This is a genomic window from Microbulbifer rhizosphaerae (assembly GCF_014191725.1).
Taxonomy (GTDB): domain Bacteria; phylum Pseudomonadota; class Gammaproteobacteria; order Pseudomonadales; family Cellvibrionaceae; genus Microbulbifer; species Microbulbifer rhizosphaerae.
In genome coordinates this window covers 41,223-60,198 of sequence record NZ_JACHWZ010000022.1, presented here as the reverse complement: position 1 = coordinate 60,198, position 18,976 = coordinate 41,223, and the positions used below count along the sequence as shown (strand labels likewise).

General features: G+C 61.8%; 15 protein-coding genes and 1 tRNA gene. 10 read left to right on the top strand and 6 right to left on the bottom strand.

Features of this window, described 5'->3' with window-relative positions; translation table 11 throughout:
* Window positions 1–295: 295 nt before the first annotated feature.
* The gene (locus FHS09_RS18715; protein ID WP_183462752.1) at window positions 296–2,998 is read left to right on the top strand and encodes a family 20 glycosylhydrolase; all 2,703 of its coding nucleotides are present in this window, start codon (window positions 296–298) and stop codon (window positions 2,996–2,998) included.
* Window positions 2,999–3,143: 145 nt separating this feature from the next.
* On the opposite strand, the gene FHS09_RS18710 is transcribed toward FHS09_RS18715, so the two are convergent.
* On the bottom strand, window positions 3,144–3,833 hold the full coding sequence (locus tag FHS09_RS18710; RefSeq protein ID WP_183462750.1) for a class I SAM-dependent methyltransferase: 690 nt from the start codon (window positions 3,831–3,833) through the stop codon (window positions 3,144–3,146).
* Between the two features lie 70 nt (window positions 3,834–3,903).
* Here FHS09_RS18710 and FHS09_RS18705 point away from each other — a divergent pair, with 70 nt between their 5' ends.
* Genes FHS09_RS18705 through FHS09_RS18690 form a run of 4 tightly spaced genes read left to right on the top strand, consistent with a single transcriptional unit; the run spans window position 3,904 to window position 7,230 of the window.
* Window positions 3,904–5,535, top strand: coding sequence for a GMC family oxidoreductase (locus tag FHS09_RS18705; RefSeq protein WP_183462749.1), 1,632 nt, complete (start codon window positions 3,904–3,906; stop codon window positions 5,533–5,535).
* Window positions 5,532–6,335: a putative RNA methyltransferase gene (locus FHS09_RS18700; protein WP_183462747.1), complete on the top strand. Its 804-nt coding sequence runs from the start codon at window positions 5,532–5,534 to the stop codon at window positions 6,333–6,335. The genes FHS09_RS18705 and FHS09_RS18700 overlap by 4 nt, the downstream gene beginning before the upstream one ends.
* Window positions 6,336–6,350: 15 nt before the next feature.
* Window positions 6,351–6,806, top strand: a complete 456-nt coding sequence (gene tadA, locus FHS09_RS18695; protein WP_183462745.1) for a tRNA adenosine(34) deaminase TadA — start codon at window positions 6,351–6,353, stop codon at window positions 6,804–6,806.
* A gap of 1 nt (window position 6,807) precedes the next feature.
* Window positions 6,808–7,230: a two pore domain potassium channel family protein gene (locus FHS09_RS18690; RefSeq protein ID WP_183462743.1), complete on the top strand. Its 423-nt coding sequence runs from the start codon at window positions 6,808–6,810 to the stop codon at window positions 7,228–7,230.
* 5 nt (window positions 7,231–7,235) lie between these two features.
* Here the strand turns inward: FHS09_RS18690 and FHS09_RS18685 are convergent, their stop codons facing one another.
* Together FHS09_RS18685 and FHS09_RS18680 are read right to left on the bottom strand one after the other, a co-directional pair.
* Entirely contained in the window at window positions 7,236–8,345 is a 1,110-nt protein-coding gene (locus tag FHS09_RS18685; protein ID WP_183462741.1) for an acyltransferase family protein, read from the bottom strand.
* A 132-nt stretch (window positions 8,346–8,477) separates the two neighbouring features.
* Window positions 8,478–8,564 (bottom strand) — tRNA-Leu (locus tag FHS09_RS18680).
* Window positions 8,565–8,671: 107 nt separating this feature from the next.
* On the opposite strand from FHS09_RS18680, the gene queA reads away from it, so the two are divergent.
* The 4 genes from queA to secF all read left to right on the top strand — a co-directional run bounded on the left by queA (window position 8,672) and on the right by secF (window position 14,041).
* A complete protein-coding gene (gene queA, locus FHS09_RS18675; protein WP_183462739.1) occupies window positions 8,672–9,748 on the top strand; it encodes a tRNA preQ1(34) S-adenosylmethionine ribosyltransferase-isomerase QueA in 1,077 nt (358 codons plus the stop codon).
* A gap of 54 nt (window positions 9,749–9,802) precedes the next feature.
* Entirely contained in the window at window positions 9,803–10,921 is a 1,119-nt protein-coding gene (gene tgt, locus FHS09_RS18670; RefSeq protein WP_425487783.1) for a tRNA guanosine(34) transglycosylase Tgt, read from the top strand.
* Between the two features lie 214 nt (window positions 10,922–11,135).
* Window positions 11,136–13,007 (top strand): protein translocase subunit SecD, encoded by a 1,872-nt coding sequence (secD, locus tag FHS09_RS18665; RefSeq protein ID WP_183462735.1) that lies wholly within the window; start codon window positions 11,136–11,138, stop codon window positions 13,005–13,007.
* 74 nt (window positions 13,008–13,081) lie between these two features.
* The gene (gene secF, locus FHS09_RS18660; protein ID WP_183462809.1) at window positions 13,082–14,041 is read left to right on the top strand and encodes a protein translocase subunit SecF; all 960 of its coding nucleotides are present in this window, start codon (window positions 13,082–13,084) and stop codon (window positions 14,039–14,041) included.
* A gap of 53 nt (window positions 14,042–14,094) precedes the next feature.
* Here secF and FHS09_RS18655 read toward each other — a convergent pair whose 3' ends face one another.
* The 3 genes from FHS09_RS18655 to FHS09_RS18645 all read right to left on the bottom strand — a co-directional run bounded on the left by FHS09_RS18655 (window position 14,095) and on the right by FHS09_RS18645 (window position 16,408).
* Window positions 14,095–14,289: a hypothetical protein gene (locus tag FHS09_RS18655; protein ID WP_183462733.1), complete on the bottom strand. Its 195-nt coding sequence runs from the start codon at window positions 14,287–14,289 to the stop codon at window positions 14,095–14,097.
* 70 nt (window positions 14,290–14,359) lie between these two features.
* Window positions 14,360–16,051 carry a C4-dicarboxylic acid transporter DauA gene (dauA, locus tag FHS09_RS18650; RefSeq protein ID WP_183462731.1) on the bottom strand — a complete coding sequence of 564 codons (1,692 nt, stop codon included), beginning with the start codon at window positions 16,049–16,051 and terminating at the stop codon, window positions 14,360–14,362.
* Between the two features lie 159 nt (window positions 16,052–16,210).
* Entirely contained in the window at window positions 16,211–16,408 is a 198-nt protein-coding gene (locus tag FHS09_RS18645) for a hypothetical protein (RefSeq protein WP_183462729.1), read from the bottom strand.
* A 457-nt stretch (window positions 16,409–16,865) separates the two neighbouring features.
* On the opposite strand from FHS09_RS18645, the gene FHS09_RS18640 reads away from it, so the two are divergent.
* The gene (locus tag FHS09_RS18640; RefSeq protein WP_221192115.1) at window positions 16,866–18,968 is read left to right on the top strand and encodes a TonB-dependent siderophore receptor; all 2,103 of its coding nucleotides are present in this window, start codon (window positions 16,866–16,868) and stop codon (window positions 18,966–18,968) included.
* Window positions 18,969–18,976: the final 8 nt, after the last annotated feature.

The window sequence follows — 18,976 nt, the reverse complement described above, 5'->3', positions numbered from 1 at the left end:
CCTTCCAGCCCGCATCATCTCTGGGTTTGTAGATTCTCGCTCAAGTAGCCGGCGGGAATGTCCCGCGACGCGCCAAAGTTTTTATTGCGGATTATTCAAGTGTTTTCCTGCGACTATGAAAACTTGATCTTAGTAACTGCAATGTCGCGATTCTAAAGATCTGTGGAGTTTCCGGTTATTGGTCTCTTTTTTTCTTTCAGCGTGTGGTAGCTAATGCCCGGAGGTGATTACTCACCCCTGTTGACAGCGTTGTCTTTTTCGCTATGGTGGGCACAACAAAGATAAGAGAAAAACCATGAACCGCCCGCTCCTGCTCGCCAGCCTGGCGCTCGCCGCTGTCCTTTCCGCCTGCGGGAAACATGAATCCGACGCCACCGCGGCGGAGCGCATCGCGCAGCATCTATCGGTAACCCAGGAAGTGATCACTAACTTCCAGGATGTGGGGCCGGAGCTGCGCGAGGAGTGCAAGCGCGCCGGCGGCGGTGGCGCCATCTGCTCCAGTTACCGGATCTCGCTCACCAACAGCGGGCCGGACATCGACGCCGGAGAGCGGGATTGGACGCTCTACTTCCACAGTATCCGCCGCAACTTCCGCCTGCGGAACAGCGATGCCTTCGAACTGGAACATATCAAAGGCGACCTCTACCGGCTGGTGCCCACCGAGCGCTTCGCCGGCATCCCCGCCGGTGCCACCCTGGAGCTGGAGGTATTGGCGGAGAACTGGATGCAGTTCGAGTCGGACTTTATGCCCCGTTTTTTCGTGGTGGATGCGGCGGGCAGGGCGCGGGTGATCGAGTCCACTGACAGCGACAGCCTGGAAGGGCTGGTTGAGCCGATCAACACCAACCACCCGGACAACTGGAAGCGCACCGCCGTCGACGCCGTTGTGCTCGCCAGCGCCGCCAGCCGCTACCGGGCCTATTCCGATGCGGGAAGCGCAAGGGACGGCGCCTGGCGCCGCCGCATTATTCCCAAGCCATTGGCTGTCGAAGCGGTGGAAGGGGAGCCGGCAGCGCTCGGGAGCGGTATTGCGGTGGATGCAGGCCCCCTGGCCAGTGAAAGCCTGCGGGCCTTCAACCGGCGTTTGCAACAGTTGAAACTGGCGCCTTCCGGCCCCGGCGCCTTTCCGGTGACGGTAGCCATCGACGACTCCGCCTTCGGCGGTGCCACCAGCGGTGCCTATCGCCTATGGGTGGAGGAGAAGGGCGCCCGCGTGCTGGGCTACGATCAGGCGGGCGCCTTCTACGGCCTGCAATCCCTGTTGGCGCTGGTGGACGCCAAGAGCCGAACCCTGCCGCTGGCAAAAATCGAGGACGCGCCACGTTTCCAGCACCGCGGGCTGTTCCTAGACGTCGGGCGCAATTTCCACAGCAAGGTTGTGGTGTTGAAGCTGCTGGAGCAAATGGCCGCCTACAAGCTCAACCGCTTCCACTTCCACCTGTCCGACGACGAGGGTTGGCGCCTGGAGATTCCCGGCCTGCCGGAGCTGACGGATGTCGGCGCCAGGCGCTGCTTCGATCTCAGCGAAAATCAATGTTTGCTGCCACAGCTGGGTTCCGGACCGAACAGCGACAACAACGGCAGCGGCTTTTTCAGCGTCGACGACTATATCGAGATAGTACGCTTCGCCGCCGCGCGCCATATCGAGGTGATCCCGGAGTTCGACATGCCCGCCCACGCCCGCGCCGCGGTGGTGGCCATGGAAGCGCGCTACCGGAAACTCGTAGACGAGTCACCGGAAAAGGCAGCGGAATACCGTCTGATCGACCCCGAGGACGACACCCGTTACCTCTCAGTGCAGTTCTACGGCGACAGTTATATCAATCCCTGCATCGATTCCTCCTACCGCTTCGCGGGCAAACTGATCCGCGAAGTGCAGGCCATGCACCGGAGCGCCGGTCAACCCCTGGCCAGTTGGCACTTTGGCGGCGACGAGGCGGTGAACATCCTCGCCGGCGATGCCTTCGAGAGCGCTCCCGGGGACAACCCGGAAAAGGGCGATGTACCAGCGGAAGCGCGCGGGAAACCCTGGAGCAACTCGCCGCAGTGCCGCGAGCTGATCGCCGCCGGCGAGGTGAAATCCCTCGACGAACTGGGGGAGTTCTACGCCAAGCGTGTCAGCAAGCTGGTGGCGGATGCCGGCATTCCCACCATGGCGGCCTGGAACGATGGCGTTAAACGCATCGCGGATGCGGGCGCAGAGCTGGCCACAGAAAGCAACTTTGTCAACTCCTGGGCCCCCCTGTTCTGGGGTGGTGGGGACGAGAGCGCGCACTTGGCCCGGGCCGGTTTCGACGTGGTGCAGTCCCACTCGGATTTCCTTTATTTCGATATGCCCTACGAGGTGGACCCGAAAGAGAGCGGCTACTACTGGGCCTCGCGCAATACCGATACCCGCAAAGTATTCAGCTTTACGCCGTTGAATACTGCGCAGTTGGCGGAAATTTCCACTGATCGGGACGGCAAGCCCTGGTCCGCCACCGCGCCTGGTGTGGAATTTGCTGAACGGGTGCGCGGTATCCAGGGCCAGTTGTGGAGCGAAGTGGTGCGCACCGACGCCCGCGTGGAATACATGATCTTCCCGCGCCTGCTGGCCCTCGCCGAGCGGGCCTGGTACCGGGCTGATTGGGAATTGCCGTTGATTGAAGGGCAGCAATTCTCCGCCGAGACCGGCACCATGGATAAGGCCGCGCTGAATGCGGACTGGCGGAAATTCGCCGCTGCCCTGGGCAATAAGGAATTGTTCAAACTGGATTTGGCGGGAATCGGCTACCGGGTGCCGGTGCCGGGTGCGGTAATCGAAGATGGGCAGTTGAAGACCGCCACGCCCTTCCCGGGACTGGCACTGGAATATTTCGACGGCAGCGATTGGCGGCCCCTGGGCGATGGCACTCCGGCGGAGGCCGTACGGGCCCTGCGTGCCCGCAGCGCCGATGGCAAACGCGCCGGCCGCGCCGTGGAGTTGGAAACCCGCGGCAAAAACACCGCCCAACGGTAGGAGCGCTGCCTGGGAGCGCCGAGTTCCAGCTCGGCTTGCGGGCCCCAGGCCCGCGTTGACTCGCTCCATCTCTGGTGCTCGTCCCGCGGGCACTTTCGGCATCCAAATTTGCTTTCGGCAAATTCTTCGCGGCCGGCGGCCGCTCCTACAGGGGCAGGGTCGCCACCAGAATCAGTGAGGCCGATTTCCCGGTCTCGGGGTGCAGGGGTTCCTTCTTTTCTTCCAGGCGCAGCCCCGAGCCGCGGACCAGCCGCAGCCAACTTTCCATGGTGCGAAAGTACCAGGGGGCCGGTTCGCTGAAATCCTCGCTAAACCCAGCCCAGGAGCCCGGTCGCCAGCCGTCCCGGTAATCCGCGTCGCCACAGGCAACCATGGGATGCGGCGTTTGTACCACCAGGTGCCCGCCGGGATTGAGCAGGTTCTGCGCCGCGGCGAATACCCCCTCCACCGACTCTCCGCCCAGCAGCGAGAAGTTGCACACCAGCAGGTCGAAGCGCCGGCGCAGTTCACCCGCGGCCAGGGCCTCGTAAGAAAGCAGATGATAGTGCTCTTGCGGACCGGCGCGATGCTGTGCCGCCTCGATCAGTTCCGGCACCGCGTCGATCCCCCACACCTCCAGGCCCCGCTCCGCCAGGACCCTGGCCAGCCAGCCTTCGCCACAGCCGATATCCAATACCGTTGCCGGCTGTCGTTGCAGCACGGCGTCTACAATTGCCCCATTCGTAACCAGTTTGCGGCTGGCGATATCGCCCTCGCCGATGGCGCGGATCCAGGGGGCGGCGTTTATGTGCCAGCTGTGCAGGATGTTTTTATCGCTGAATTCAGAATCGCTCATATGGGCGCCTTGTTGAAGCTGCGATTCCAAGTGTACCGTCAGGCCGGTTGGGAGAAAAAAGAGAAGCAATATGCCCCGTCAAATGGTATTCGACTATGTCATCGTCGGCGGCGGCTCCGCCGGCTGCGTACTGGCCAACCGCCTCAGCGCCGGGGAGCAGAACCGCGTCTGCCTGCTGGAAGCGGGACCGACGGACTGGAACCCGCTGATCCGGATGCCGGCGGGTATCGGCTACCTGGTCCCCGGCGCCGGCTGCAACCAGCACCACTTTACCGAACCACAGGAACGCTTGAACGGCCGCCGGCTGTTCTGGCCCCGCGGCCGTACCCTGGGGGGCAGTAGCGCGATCAATGCCATGATTTATATGCGTGGCAACTGTGCCGACTACGATGACTGGGAAGCGGCGGGCAATCCAGGCTGGGGCTGGCGGAGCCTGTTGCCTTACTTCCTCCTGGCGGAGGGCAACGAGCGCGGCAGCGATGCCTACCACAGCGGCTACGGCCCGCTGGCGGTATCGGACCTGAAATGGAAAACCCCCGTGGGCGCTGCCTTTGTGCGCGCGGGCCAATCTGCCGGGCACCCTCTCAACAATGATTTCAACGGCAGTCTGCAGGACGGTGTGGGTTTCTACCAGGTCACACAAAAACACGGACGCCGCTGTTCTTCCGCGGCGGCCTACCTGCACCCGGTGAGAAATCGTTCCAATCTCAGTGTTTTCACCCACAGCCAGGCGGCGCGGCTGCTGTTCAGGGGCGACCGGGTGTGCGGTGTGCAACTGCTGGACGGCAGGCGTATTCTCACCAACGGGGAAGTGCTGTTATGCGCCGGCGCCATCCAGTCGCCGCAGCTGCTGCTGCTGTCCGGTATAGGTCCGGGAGCGGAGCTGAAAAAGGCGGGCATAGTGCCCCAGGCGCATTTGCCGGGAGTGGGCAAGAACCTGCAGGACCACCTGGATATCACCCAGGTGGTGGAGGCTTCGGCGCCGGTGACTTTCTCCAACTCCCTGTGGCCAAAACTGAAAACCGCCCTGCACCTTCCGGAATACTGGTTTGCGGGCCGCGGCCCGCTGACCAACAACGTCGCCGAAGCCGGCGGCTTCGCCTGTTCCAGCAGGGCAAGCGGCCGGCCGGATATCCAGTTTCACCTGACCGCCGCGCCGCTGTTCCAGCACGGGCTGTGCAAGCCCGGCGGCTACGGCTATTCGCTGCATGCCTGTGCGTTGAGGCCGAAAAGCCGCGGCGAGATCACCCTGGCTTCCGGGGACCCGCGCGCGCTGCCGCTGATCCACCCCAATTACCTGGGTGCAAACGAGGATCAGGCTGTCCTGGCCGAGGGTTTGGAAATGGCGCGGGAGATTCTCCTGCAGCCGGCGTTGCAGCGCTATCACAAGCGTTGGTGGAGCCCGGATAAACCGCTGAAAACCCAGAAGGCCATCGGGGAATTTATTGCGCGGCACGCGGAAACCATTTATCACCCCGCGGGCACCTGCAAAATGGGCGCCGACGAAATGGCGGTGGTGGACGCGCAGTTGAAAGTGCACGGCGTCGATGGACTGCGGGTGGTGGACGCCTCCATAATGCCCGCCCTGATCAGCGGCAACACCAATGCGCCGGTGATTGCTATCGCGGAAAAGGCCGCAGATAGTATTTTGCAGCGTCAGCAAAAGCCGCTGCCTGCGCAAGTTGCTTTGGAACCCGAATGATTTGGCTGTGTCCCGTCTGTCAGTTGCCACTGGAGTTTACCGATGCCGCCTGGCGCTGTGCCGAGAGGCACAGTTTCGATCGTGCGCGCGAGGGATATGTCAACCTGCTGCCGGTCAGTCGCAAGCGCAGTAAAGAGCCGGGAGATTCGGCGGACATGCTGCGGGCGCGGCGGCGCTTTCTCGAGGCGGGGCACTACCGCCCGCTGGTGGACGCCACCGTGGCGCTGCTGCCCTATATACCGGGCCGGCAGCTACTGGATATCGGCTGTGGCGAGGGCTATTACTCACGTCAACTGGAAGCCGCGGGCTGGCCGTCGGAGGCCCTGGCGGGAATCGATATTTCCAAGGCCGGGGTGCGCATGGCGGCGAGAAGCCAGCCGGGAACCCAGTTCGCGGTGGCGGGCAGCTACCATTTACCGCTGGTTCGGGACAGCGTCGACCACCTGCTGCGTATCTTCGCGCCGGCGGCGGATGATGAGATGCACCGGGTGGTGAACCCCGGCGGTTCCCTGCTGGACGTGGCTCCCGGCCCGGAGCATCTCTGGTCATTGAAGTCCGCGCTCTATACCGAACCCCGGCAGCACCCGCCACCGAAACCGGTTGTGGGGTTCGCCGCGGAAGTGGAAATGCGCTGCAGTTTTCCGTTTACCCTGCGCGGGCCCGAAGCGATTGCCGACTTCCTCGCCATGACGCCCTTTGCCTGGAAGGGGCACAGCGAAGTGCGCGAGGAACTGGAACGGCGCGACTCGCTGAAAATGGAGGCGGATTTCGTGGTGCGCAGACTGGTCAGTAAAAAGTAACTATAAAAAGTAACTATGGCTACCCCGAGAGATTACGGTTTTATGCAGCGCGCCATCGAACTGGCGCGCATTGCCGGCGAGCGCGGCGAAGTGCCGGTGGGCGCAGTGGTGGTGCTGAACGGGCAGATCGTCGGTGAGGGCAGCAATCGCCCCATCGGCAACTGCGACCCCAGCGCCCACGCGGAAATTATCGCCCTGCGCCAGGCGGCGGAACACCTGCAGAACTACCGCCTGCCGGAGGCCACCCTGTATGTCACCATAGAGCCCTGCACCATGTGCTTTGGTGCCATGGTGCACGCGCGGGTTGGGCGGCTCGTATACGGTGCCGCGGAACCCCGCGCCGGTGCGGTGGAGAGCCGTTTGCGATTGAGCAAAGAGAATTTTTTCAATCACCGAATAGCCGTGGAGGGCGGTGTGATGGCAGGGGAGACAGGGGACTTGGTGAAGGAGTTTTTCCGGGGCAGGCGCTGACATGCTGGTCGCCTTCCTGCTCAACAGCTTCCTTGTGGCGGTGACGGTACTGATTCACCACGAGGCGTTAAACAGTCTCTTTCTGTTGGGGCAGAAGTTTTCCGTCCGGCGCAATACGGCAGTATTGATCGGCGTATTCGGCGCGCTGCTCGCGCATATTGTCGAGATGTGGCTTTTTGCCTTGGGCTATTTCTTTATGGTGCACTCGGATTACTTCGAAACCCTTGAGGGCAATTTCGACGGCAGCCTGATCGACTGCGCCTACTTCTCCTTTGTCACCTACACCTCCCTCGGTATCGGCGACATTGCGCCCACGGGACATTTGCGCTTTACCGCCGGGCTGGAGGCGCTGACCGGACTGATGATGATCACCTGGACCGCGTCGTTTATGTTCCTGAAAATGCAGAGATACTGGGAGCGCTGACCGCGTTAATTTGCTACAGGCCGAGATTGCGATTGTATTCCCGAAGCTGTCCCGGGGCGCGTCAGAGCCCTGCCGGCCGCGATCGAGGGGCGCTCTACCAGTTGATACAGAATCCAGGCCATGACAATGGCGAGCAGGCTTGTTGCGAGTATATAGAAGCTCAACGACAAAGCCGCGAAAGCCTGTCCCCAGCTTTGCTTGATCGACCAGTCCACCAGCCTCATGGCTATCGGGTGGAACAAGTAGATCGAGTAGCTGATGGTGCCAAGCAGTAACAGGAAAGCTGGGGGCCTTATCGGTAGCAGCAGTACCCCAAAGAAAACCGCCAAGGCAATTAGATGTGAAAGACCGAACCGGAAGGGGCTTTCTACGACATTGATTTCCATAACGCCCAACAGCAGTACGCAAAGCGGCAGTAAAAAAAACCCCAGAACACCGAGAAGCGCATGGAGATAGCCCGATTTTTTTGTATGGCAATAGCGAATCAAGGCTCCACAGAACATAACTGCGAGGCAATAGGGAATATAGGTTATTGTGGATGGCAGGTCGACGATTTGAGGAACCAGTTTGCCTGCTAGCTGCCATGCGACAAAAAAGAACAGGCTGCCCCAGCAAAGCAACAACAGTGGTAGGCGCCTGTGGAGAATGTTTAGCGCAAATGCCAGTACGCACAGGAAATAAAAGATCAGTTCGACTGTCAGTGTCCAATAGAGCCCCTGGATATTCTGGAAACCGAACAGTCCCTGCATCATAGTTGTGTTGGCGGCGATGACGGAACCCGAAAACCGGTATTCCGCGAGAGCCACGGACGCGGCTACCGCCATGATCAGGGATAACCAGTAGACCGGATACAGTCGAAAGAATCGGCGTACGGCAAATTTTTTGATCGTGGAGTCCGTGCCAGAAAAGCTGTAGGGAATAACGAATCCTGAAATCAGGAAAAAACAGATGACCCCGATTCTGCCGAAATCCACTGTGGAGGCTATGTCCGCCAGGATTGTTCCGTGTTGCGCAATACCGGGATTGCGGACGAAAGATTCACTGCTGTGCTGCCACACCACCAGCAAAGCCGCAATGCCGCGTAGTGCGTCCAGGTTTAGGAAGCGGTTATTCATATTCTTGTTGCTGTCGGGAGTTTGCGACTGGGGCTGAGAAGTTGAAATTGCGGCATTGTACAGGAGGAATGAGGCCGCTTACGAGACAGGCTGGAAAAAGTGCTCTCGCGTCGGGCGGGCTCAATTTTGATTTGGTACCGGAGGCCGGACTCGAACCGGCACGCTATCGCTAGCGGGGGATTTTGAATCCCCTGTGTCTACCAATTTCACCACTCCGGCAGGCGAGGTGTTGCGGTGGGCTGCAATTATAGCCATCACCCTTAGACGGTCAACCGGATTTCGGGTACCCTTCGCCGCCGTTGCCAACTGCCTACACTACTGAGCCCATGCGCCGCCAGGATTTCCACTTCGAGCTGCCCGACGAGCTGATCGCCCGCACTCCCGCAAAGGAGCGTCGCGGCAGTCGCCTGCTGTGCCTGGACGGTCCCAGCGGTGCCTTGGAGCACCGCCGCTTTGCCGAGTTGCCAGGGTTATTGCTGCCGGGCGATCTGCTGGTGTTCAACGATACGCGGGTGATCCCCGCGCGATTGTTCGGGCGCAAGGCCAGCGGCGGCAGGCTGGAAATACTGATCGAGCGGGTGCTGGACGGGGGGAGGGCGCTGGCACATATTCGTGCCAGCAAGTCCCCCAAACCCGGCAGCCGGATACTGCTGGAGGACGGCACGCCGCTGCAAATGACGGCCCGGCACGAGGCGTTGTTCGAGCTGGAATTTCCCGCGGAAGGGGTATTGCCGGTGCTGGAGCGCCTGGGGCATATGCCGCTGCCGCCCTATATCGACCGGCCCGACGACGATGCCGACAGGGAGCGCTACCAAACGGTTTACAGCCGCACCGCCGGCGCCGTAGCGGCCCCCACGGCGGGGCTGCATTTCGATGACGAGATGCTGGATCACCTGCGCGAAATGGGGGTGGAAACCGCTTTCGTGACCCTGCATGTGGGGGCGGGCACTTTCCAGCCGGTGCGGGTGGACAATATCTTTGAGCACCGGATGCACAGCGAGGTGCTGGATGTGCCCCAACGGGTCTGCGAGGCAGTTGCGGACTGCCGTGCCCGTGGCGGCAGGGTGACGGCGGTGGGCACTACCAGTGTGCGCGCGCTAGAGAGCGCTGCGGCCAGTGGCGAACTGAAGCCTACGGTGGGCGAGACGGACATCTTTATCTACCCGGGCTACCGGTTCCAGGTGGTGGACCGGCTGATCACCAACTTCCACCTGCCGGAGTCCACGCTGCTGATGCTGGTGAGCGCCTTCGCAGGTTACGAGCAGACGATGAATGCCTATCGAGAGGCGGTAAAAGAGAAGTACCGTTTCTTCAGTTACGGCGATGCGATGTTGATCAACGGCAATCCCGAAGTGGGTGCCCTCTCCCCCAGCTCCTCTCCCGCAAGCGGGAGAGGGGGGTAATCTTCCCCGAGGTCAGAATAAACTGAGGATATATCCTTGAGTCGTCAGTGCTTTATGCAATTCGAGCTGGACACCACCGACGGCCTGGCCCGCCGCGGGCGCCTGCGCTTTCCCCGCGGCGTGGTGGAGACCCCGGCGTTTATGCCGGTGGGCACCTACGGCACCGTCAAGGGCATGCTGCCGCGGGATATCGAGGCCATCGGCGCGCAGATTATTCTCGGCAACACCTTCCACTTGATGCTGCGCCCGGGTACCCAAGTAGTGAAGGAGCACGGCGACCTGCACGATTTTATGCAGTGGCACGGCCCCATTCTCACGGATTCCGGCGGCTTCCAGGTATTCAGCCTGGGGCAGATGCGCAAGATCACCGAGGAGGGGGTTTCCTTCAAATCCCCGGTGGACGGCAGCCCGGTGTACCTGGACCCGGAGGAATCCATGCGTGTGCAGCGGGAGCTGGGTGCGGATATCGTGATGATCTTCGACGAGTGCACCCCCTATCCGGCCACCCCCGACGAGGCGCGCAAGTCCATGGAGTTGTCGCTGCGCTGGGCGGAGCGCTCCCAAAAAGCCCACGGCGACAGCCCCTCCGCGTTGTTCGGCATAGTGCAGGGGGGCATGTACCCGGAATTGCGGGATGTCTCCCTGAGGGGGCTCACCGAAATCGGCTTTGACGGCTACGCCATCGGCGGGCTGTCTGTGGGCGAGCCGAAAGAGAAAATGATCAAAATCCTCGACCACCTGCCCCCCAGGATGCCCGCGGACAGGCCCCGCTATTTGATGGGAGTCGGCAAGCCGGAGGACATCGTCGAGGCGGTGCGCCGCGGGGTGGATATGTTCGACTGCGTGATGCCCACCCGCAATGCGCGCAACGGCCACCTGTTCACCGCGGAGGGCGTGGTCAAGATCCGCAATGCCCGCTACCGCCACGACACCGGCCCGCTGGAGCCCGGCTGCGATTGCTACACCTGCGAGAACTTTTCCCGCAGCTACCTGCACCACCTGGATCGCTGCGGAGAGATATTGGGGGCGCAGCTCAACACCATCCACAATCTGCGCCACTACCAGCGGTTGATGCAGGGGTTGCGCGATGCGATTGCCGCGGGCGAGTTGGAGGCTTTCGTAGCGGACTTCTACCGCCGCCTGGGCCGCGAAGTGCCGCCGCTGGCCGTGTAGGGGCCAACTCCGCTTTCGCCTGGACGGGCCTGCGGCCCATTTGCCGGGCTGGGCCCGTGCCCCCCGATTTGTACCACAAGACGATGCCCGTATAATCGGCCCCCATTCGAGAGAGACGGCGCCGCCTTGCAATCCGCGGAGGCTGCCCGCATATCTCCCGACATTGTCGCGAACGTCCGGCCTTCCGGGGCCTGAATACAACAATGAGAGCAGCATGAATCGCTACCCCTTCTGGAAGTACCTCCTGATTCTCACGGTTGCGGTGCTCGGCTTCCTGTACGCCGCGCCCAACCTCTACGCACCGGACCCCGCAGTGCAGATCTCCGGCCAGTCCAGCACCACCAGTATCGGGCCGGCGGTGCTGGAACAGGCGGAAAAGGCCCTCGACCAGGCCGGTATCGAGTATTTCGGCGGCGAGGTCGGCGATAAAAACTCCGTGCTGCTGCGCCTTGAGTCCATCGAGGAGCAGCTACCCGCCAAGCGCGCTATCCAGGAGGCCCTGGGGCACAGTGACTATGTGGTGGCCCTGAACCTGGCCTCCACCACCCCCGAATGGCTGAGCAACCTTGGCGCCAGCCCGATGAAACTGGGCCTGGACCTGGCCGGTGGCGTGCACTTCCTGATGGAGGTGGACACCAACTCCATTGTGAAAACCAACTTGGAGGGCTACGAGGCCGACGTAAAAGCCAAGCTGCGCGCGGCGGACGCCCGCTACCGCAGCGTGGATCTGGTGGACGACCGCGAGATCGTCGCCCGCTTCCGCAGTGAGGAACTGCGCGACCTGGGCATGTCCACCCTGCGCAAGGAATTCCCGCAACTGCAGCTCACCGAGGCCGGCAGAGGCGAGAACCTGGAGATTCGCGCGACTCTGACCGACCAGGAGATCAAGCAACTGGAGGACTACGCGGTAACCCAGAACCTCACCACCCTGCGCAACCGGGTCAACGAACTGGGCGTGGCCGAACCCATAGTGCAGCGCCAGGGGCGCAACCGCATCGTGGTGGAATTGCCCGGGGTGCAGGACACCGCCGAGGCCAAGCGCATTATCGGCAAGACCGCCAACCTGGAATTCCGCATGGAGGCGCGCCCGGACGCGCTGGTGACCAACAAGGAATATTTCGAATACCGCAACGAGCGGGACCGCCAGATGTACGGCGGTGCCTGGCTGGAGCGCAAGGTGATCATCACCGGCGAGCGGGTGACCGACGCCCGTGTGGGTTATGACGAGAGCGGCTTCCCGCAGGTGAACATCACCCTGGACTCCCGCGGCGGCGAGATGATGCACCGCGCCACCTGGAAAAACGTCGGCCGCCGCATGGGCACCCTGTTTATCGAGAGCCGCTTTACCCCGGAGACCAAAATCGACGCGGAAGGCAACGAAATCGTGGTGCAGAAGCGCACTGACGAGAAGAAGATCATCAGCCTGGCCACGGTGCAGAGTGCCCTGGGCCGGCAGTTCCGCACCACCGGCCTGGACAGTCCGGCGGACGCCCAGGAACTGGCGCTGCTGTTGCGCGCCGGTGCCCTGGCCGCGCCCATGTATTTTGTGGAAGAGCGGGTGATCGGCCCGTCCCTGGGCGCGGACAATATCGAGGTGGGTGTCACATCGGTACAGATAGGCCTGCTTGCGGTGGTGATCTGCATGCTGCTGTTCTACCGCGCCTTCGGCCTGGCCGCCAATATTGCGCTGGCGATGAATATGGTGCTGCTGGTGGCGGTGATGTCGATACTCGGCGCCACCCTGACCCTGCCAGGTATCGCCGGCATGGTGCTCACTATCGGTATGGCCGTGGATGCGAACGTGCTGATCTTCTCGCGAATACGGGAGGAATTGCGCAACGGCATGCCGCCGCAATCGGCGATCACGGCCGGTTTTGACAATGCCTACAGCACTATCGTGGATGCCAATATCACCACCCTGATCGTCGCAGTGATCCTTTATGCGATCGGTTCCGGCCCGGTACAGGGCTTCGCAGTGACCCTGTCCATCGGCATCCTGACCTCCATGTTCAGCGCCATTATGGGTACGCGGGCGTTGATCAACTTGTTCTACGGCGGCCGCCGTGTACAGAAGCTTTGGATATAGGAGCGCCGACCGTGAGTGAGAGCAAAAGCAAAGCCGCTGAGACCAAAGTGGAAGATGGCCAGATCACCGAATATATGGGCAAGCGCGTATTCGATTTTATGCGCTGGCGCAAACTGGCTGCGGCCGCGTCCATCGCCCTGGTGGTGGCATCCATCGCCGCGCTTGTGGTGAATGGCCTGCAGTTCGGGCTGGATTTTACCGGCGGCACCCAGGTGGAGGTGGGCTATGAAAAAGCCCCGCGCATCGAGGATGTGCGCAGTCAGCTGGTGGATGCCGGCTATGCCGGCGCTTCGGTGGTGCGCTTCGGTTCCGATAACGAGCTGCTGATCAAGCTGCCTCCGGAAGTGGCCGAGGAGCAGACCCAGCTCAGCGCGCGGGATGAAGAGGCGACACAGTCCATCGGCGACGAGGTAGTGAGCGTGTTGCGCCAGGGCGCGGACGGCGATGTGGAGCTGCGCCGGGTGGAAATGGTCGGCCCGCAGATCGGCGAAGAGCTGAGGGACGACGGCGGCCTGGGCATGCTGTTCGCGCTGTTTGTGGTGATGGCCTATGTGGCCCTGCGTTTCCAGTACAAGTTTTCCATCGGCGCGGTGGTGGCCCTGGCCCACGACGTGATTATCGTGCTGGGCTTCTTCGCGCTGTTGAAACTGGATTTCGATCTCACCGTGCTGGCGGCGGTCCTGGCGGTAATCGGCTACTCGCTCAACGACACCATCGTGGTGTCGGACCGCATCCGCGAGAACTTCCGCAGGGTGCGCAAGGCGAGCACGATGGAAATCATCAATATTTCCATCAGCCAGACGCTCGGCCGTACCTTCATGACGTCCTTCACCACCTTGCTGGTGCTATGGGCCCTGCAATTCTTCGGCGGCGAGCTGATTCACAACTTCTCGCTGGCGCTGATCGTCGGCGTGGTAGTGGGTACCTATTCGTCCGTCTACGTGGCCGCCAACACTCTGATGCTGCTGGGAATCACCCGGGAGGACATGATGCCACCGGTGAAGGAGGGGGCGGAGCTGGAGGAAATGCCCTGAGGCTAGCGGATGGTGGTTAGTGGTCGGTGTTTTTCACTGGCCACTGACCACTGTTAACTGCGGGGTTTCTTACCCAGGGTAATGTGCTTGGGGCCGGAGGTGCTGGTCTGGCCGCTCACACCCTTCGGCACCTGCTGGATTTCACCGCCAGCGGCGAGGAAGGCCTTTACTTGTTCCTCGATATTCTCGCGGCTCTCGAGGGTGGTGGGTTGCTTGCGTTTGGAGGCGCTGGTAGCTTTCTTGGCCACAATAAATGTCCCGATTTTCTACGTGAATCGGCCATTGTACAGCAGTTTGCACAAAAAATCACCCAAGTGCCTAAGCGCTGCTCAGCTGACTCAGGACTGCCTGGTAATCCCTGGCCAGCCGGGTCGGAGTGGTTGCGTCCAGCAGCCCGTAACGGCGCATCTTCTTTACCAGAGCGGGCCGCACGTGGATCAGGTAAAGGGTGGTGTGCCGCCCGGCCAGATGCCTGGCGATAGCCTCCAGGTTTTCCATGGCAGTGGCATCCAACACCGCAACATCCCGCATATCCAGCACCACCGTGTGCACATCGCGATCCACCGCGGTGACGATTTTCAGGGCCTTGTAGGCGGCGCCGAAAAACAGTGGGCCGTCCAGGTCGTAGAGCACTACCCCTTTTTCCTGCTGATGTTCCGCTTCCCCGTGGGGTTTGATCAGTGTGGTTTGCGTGAGTTCGGTCACCCGGCGGATAAACAGCACCGAGGCCAGCGCCAGGCCCGCGGCTACCGCCACCTGCATATCGATCGCCACGGTGAGTGCGAAGCAGGTGAGCAGCACCGCGGCGTCCGCCCGCGGCGCCCGGCGCAGGATATGCAGTGCGTGGCCCGCCTCGCTCATATTCCAGGCCACGACCAGAAGTACCGCGGCCATCGCTGCCATGGGGATCAGCGACAGCCAGGGGGCCAGCAACAGCATGGCCAGCAGTACAAACAGTCCGTGCACCACTGCGGACAGCGGAGTGCTGCCACCGGAGCGCACGTTGGTCGCTGTACGCGCGATAGCCGCTGTGACCGGGATGCCACCGAAAAAAGCCACCGCTATATTGCCCATGCCCTGACCGACCAGTTCGCCGTCCGGGTCGTGCTGCTGGCCGCTCATGCCGTCTGCCACTACCGCACACAGCAGGGATTCCAATGCGCCCAGCAGGGCGATGGAAAACGCCGGTCCGATCAGCGCGCGCAGCAGTTCCCAGCTGAAACCTATGGGCATGCCGTCCGGCCCTGGCAATTGCCAGGGTAGTAAAAAGTGCGGTGCCACCGGCGGTATTCCGCTGCCCTCGACACCGCCCAGGGAAAAGCGGAAGCGCGAGGCGATGGTGTCCACGTCCGGCAGGTCGGCGCTGCCGTTGAATACCGACGCGACGAGAGTGCCCACCAGCAGCGCCACCAGGTAGGCGGGAATGCGCCCGGGTACTTTTTTCCACAGTATCAGCATACCCAGGGTAAGCGCGCCGATAGCGAACTCCTGCCAGCGAAAGCTGGGCAGCGCTGCCGCGAGTGCGCCCAGTTGCTGCAGAAAATGTGTGGCCCCCGGTTCCGGTTGCAGGCCGAGGAAGTCTTTCATTTGCAAAAAGGCGATCACCGTGCCGATACCGGAGGTGAATCCGACGATCACCGGATAGGGGATAATCTGGATGAGCCGTCCCAGCTTGAGCAGGCCGAACCCAATTGTGATCAACCCTGCCAGCAGGCCCGCCAGCAGCAGGCCGCCGAGGCCGAACTGCTGCACCACCGGCAGCAGTACCACCACAAATGCGGCGGTGGGGCCGGAGATATTCACCCGGGAGCCGCCCAGCAGTGCCACCACGATACCGCCGACGATGGCGGTATAGAGCCCGTGCTGCGGCGGCACACCGCTGGCGATGGCGAGGCCCATGGACAGTGGCAGCGCCACTATGCCCACGGTGATCCCGGCGATCAGGTTGCGCGGCAGGGTGCCGAAAAGACTGCCGTCGGCGAAGGATTGACGTAGGGCGGAGACGAACAAGTGGAGAGCTCCCGGTTTTCAGTGGCACAACCGGAAAGACCCGGCAAAAAACCGGGTCTTTCTGAAGAGCGGGATTATAGCGCCTCGCCGGGGGCGCGGTAAGTAGCGGGAGTTAGTTCCAGCGGGCCTCCCATGGAAAACCGCTTACAGACGATTGTCTCAGGCCCTGTTGGAGAGCCTCCACAGCCAGATGCACAGTATTGCGAGGATTATCAGCGCCAGCACGCTCGGCCAGACGGGCATGGGTGCGCCGCCAACCAATACTTCCGGGGTGGCGAATACCCGCCACAGCTGGCCCAGGGCCATCAGTCCGAACAGCACGCTGGCCACGCGCAGGCCACCTCTCGGAGTGTTCATCTTCTGCCTCCTCCGCATCGGGAAAACCGCATTTTCACCGAATGGTAGTGTCCGGGATGGCGACTCCGCTATTCCGGTGGGCGTATCCTTTTCCCGTAGGAGCGGCCGCCCCTACAGCACAGTCCCGCCGGCCGATCAGGGGCAGGCGCCCTTCTCCCAGTAATTTCCGCCGCTGCTGTACAGGGTGTTCCGGCCCCAGATGGACTCGGTGCTGCTTTCATCGTCATTGCCGTGCCGGAGCAGGCGGCCAGCGATGCGGTGCAGGAGTCGTCATCGTCCCGCTATTGACACTAACCTCCGGATATTGGGGCACTCGTCCAGACGGAAAGGATCGGCGCCGTACTTTGGTGGCATCATTTATTTCATAAATAGTAATCAATATCATTTGCATTTAATTTATCTTTGCATACAATCCTGCCCGCCTTCTTCCAATAATCACACGATGTGAGGTATGCCCATGAACCCCAGGCTAAACGCCTTCGCCCCCCTGTCTCTGGCAGTAAGTCTCACCCTGCCGTTGGTTGCCCAGGCAGCTGAAAGTCGCTCGGATGAGTCCGGCGATATCGAAGAAGTGTTTATCGTCGGCGTGCGCGAGAATCGCACCAGCAAGGGGGCAACGGGCCTGAACCTCGACCTCAAGAACACACCCCAATCCATCAGCGTGGTCGATAGGGAACTGATGGATGCCTACGGTGCCAGCAGTATCAACGACGCGCTGGATCTGGCCACCGGTATCAGCGTGGAGAGATGGGAGACCAACAGAACCAATTACCTGTCCCGTGGATTTGAGATCCAGAACACCCAGGTGGATGGCGTCGGCCTTCCCAACGGCTGGGGCCTGGTGCGCGGTGCAACGGATTCCTTCGGTTACGAGAAAGTGGAGATTATCCGCGGCGCCAACGGCCTGCTGACCGGTGTCGGCAACTCGTCCGGCACCATCAACTACGTGCGGAAGCGGCCTGCCAACCACGCCCGTGGGCAGATGGGAGTTACCGCAGGCTCCTACGACCGGGTCCGGGTGGAGGTGGATTATTCGACGCCGCTCAGCGGCAGTGGCGACTGGGCCGGTCGCCTGGTGGTGGCGGCGGAGGATTCCGGTTCCCACCTGCGCGGGGTGGAGAATGACCGTACTTTTATCTACGGCGTGGTCGACGGCCAGTTGACGGAAAATTCCACCCTGGCCGCGGGCTATTCTCACCAGGCGGCGAACACCGTCGGCGGTATGTGGGGCGGCCTGGTATTCGCCAACAGCGACGGCACCCAGGCGGAGTGGGACACGGATGCGTCCACCAGCCAGGACTGGACCTACTGGGATACGGTCAACCAAACGGCTTTTGTGGAATACAGCTACCGGCTGCCGTCGGACTGGGAGTTGAAGCTCTCCTACAACTATCGCGGCTTCGAGGACGAAAGCCAGCTGTTTTTTGCCTATTCCATCACGGGCCTCGACCCGGAGACCGGCACCGGCCTGCTGGGCAATCCGGGCAAGTGGCCGACGAAGGATGAGGCCCATCTGTTTGACGCCGGCCTCTCTGGGGGGTACGAGCTGTTTGGTGCCACCCATGAAGCCGTCCTCGGCGCCAGCCATTCAACCAGCGAGCGAGACCAGTACTGGCACCCGGTGGATACCACCGATCCTGCCTTCGGTGCGCTGCCGGGGTTTCCTTACGGGGGAGACATGGTGGCCGAGCCTCCCTGGGGGGCCAGGACCCTGTGGGACCAGAGCGAACAGACGCTCTCCCGTGTTTACGGCGCCACCAGGCTCAATTTTGGCAGCCTGAGTATTATTCCCGGCTTCAACGCCGTCAGTTACGAGCGCTCGGTGACCAGCCTGCGCGGCGATATCGACGAAAGCGAGATCAGCCCCTACCTGGGCCTGACCTATTCAGTCACCGGCAATATCTCCGTTTACGCCAGTTACTCGGATATCTACCAGCCTCAGGATCAATACGATATCGACGGCGTTTACCTGGACCCCACCAAGGGCGTGAATTACGAGCTGGGGGCCAAGGCCGACTGGCTGGATGGCCGCCTGCTGGCGACGCTGGCGGTATTCAAGGCCGAGCAGCGCGGGCTCGCCACCTATGCAGGCCTGAATCCCGATACTCTCCAATATTATTACCAAGGCGCGGATGTCGATTCGGAGGGATTCGAAATAGAAGTTTCCGGGGCGCTGAACGAGTACATGAACCTGGTGCTCGGTTTCACCTCCCTCGAACTCGAAGACGAGGCCGGTGACGATACCTACACCTGGGTGCCGCGGGAGACCGTCAACTTCTCCGTGAACGCGACCCTGCCCCAACTGCCGGACGTTTCCCTGGGGCTGGGCGGCAACTGGCAGTCGCGGACCTCCAAGGTGGATTCCTATACCGGGGTGGAAATAGAGCAGGGTGCCCACCTGCTGCTCAACGCTTTTGCGCGCTGGGATATCGACGCCAATTCCCGGCTGCAGCTCAACGTGAGCAACCTCACGGACGAGAAATACATCACCAGCCTGTACGAAATCGGCTATTACGGTGCGCCGCGCAATATGGCGGTGAGCTACCAGTACACTTTCTAGGGAGGGCT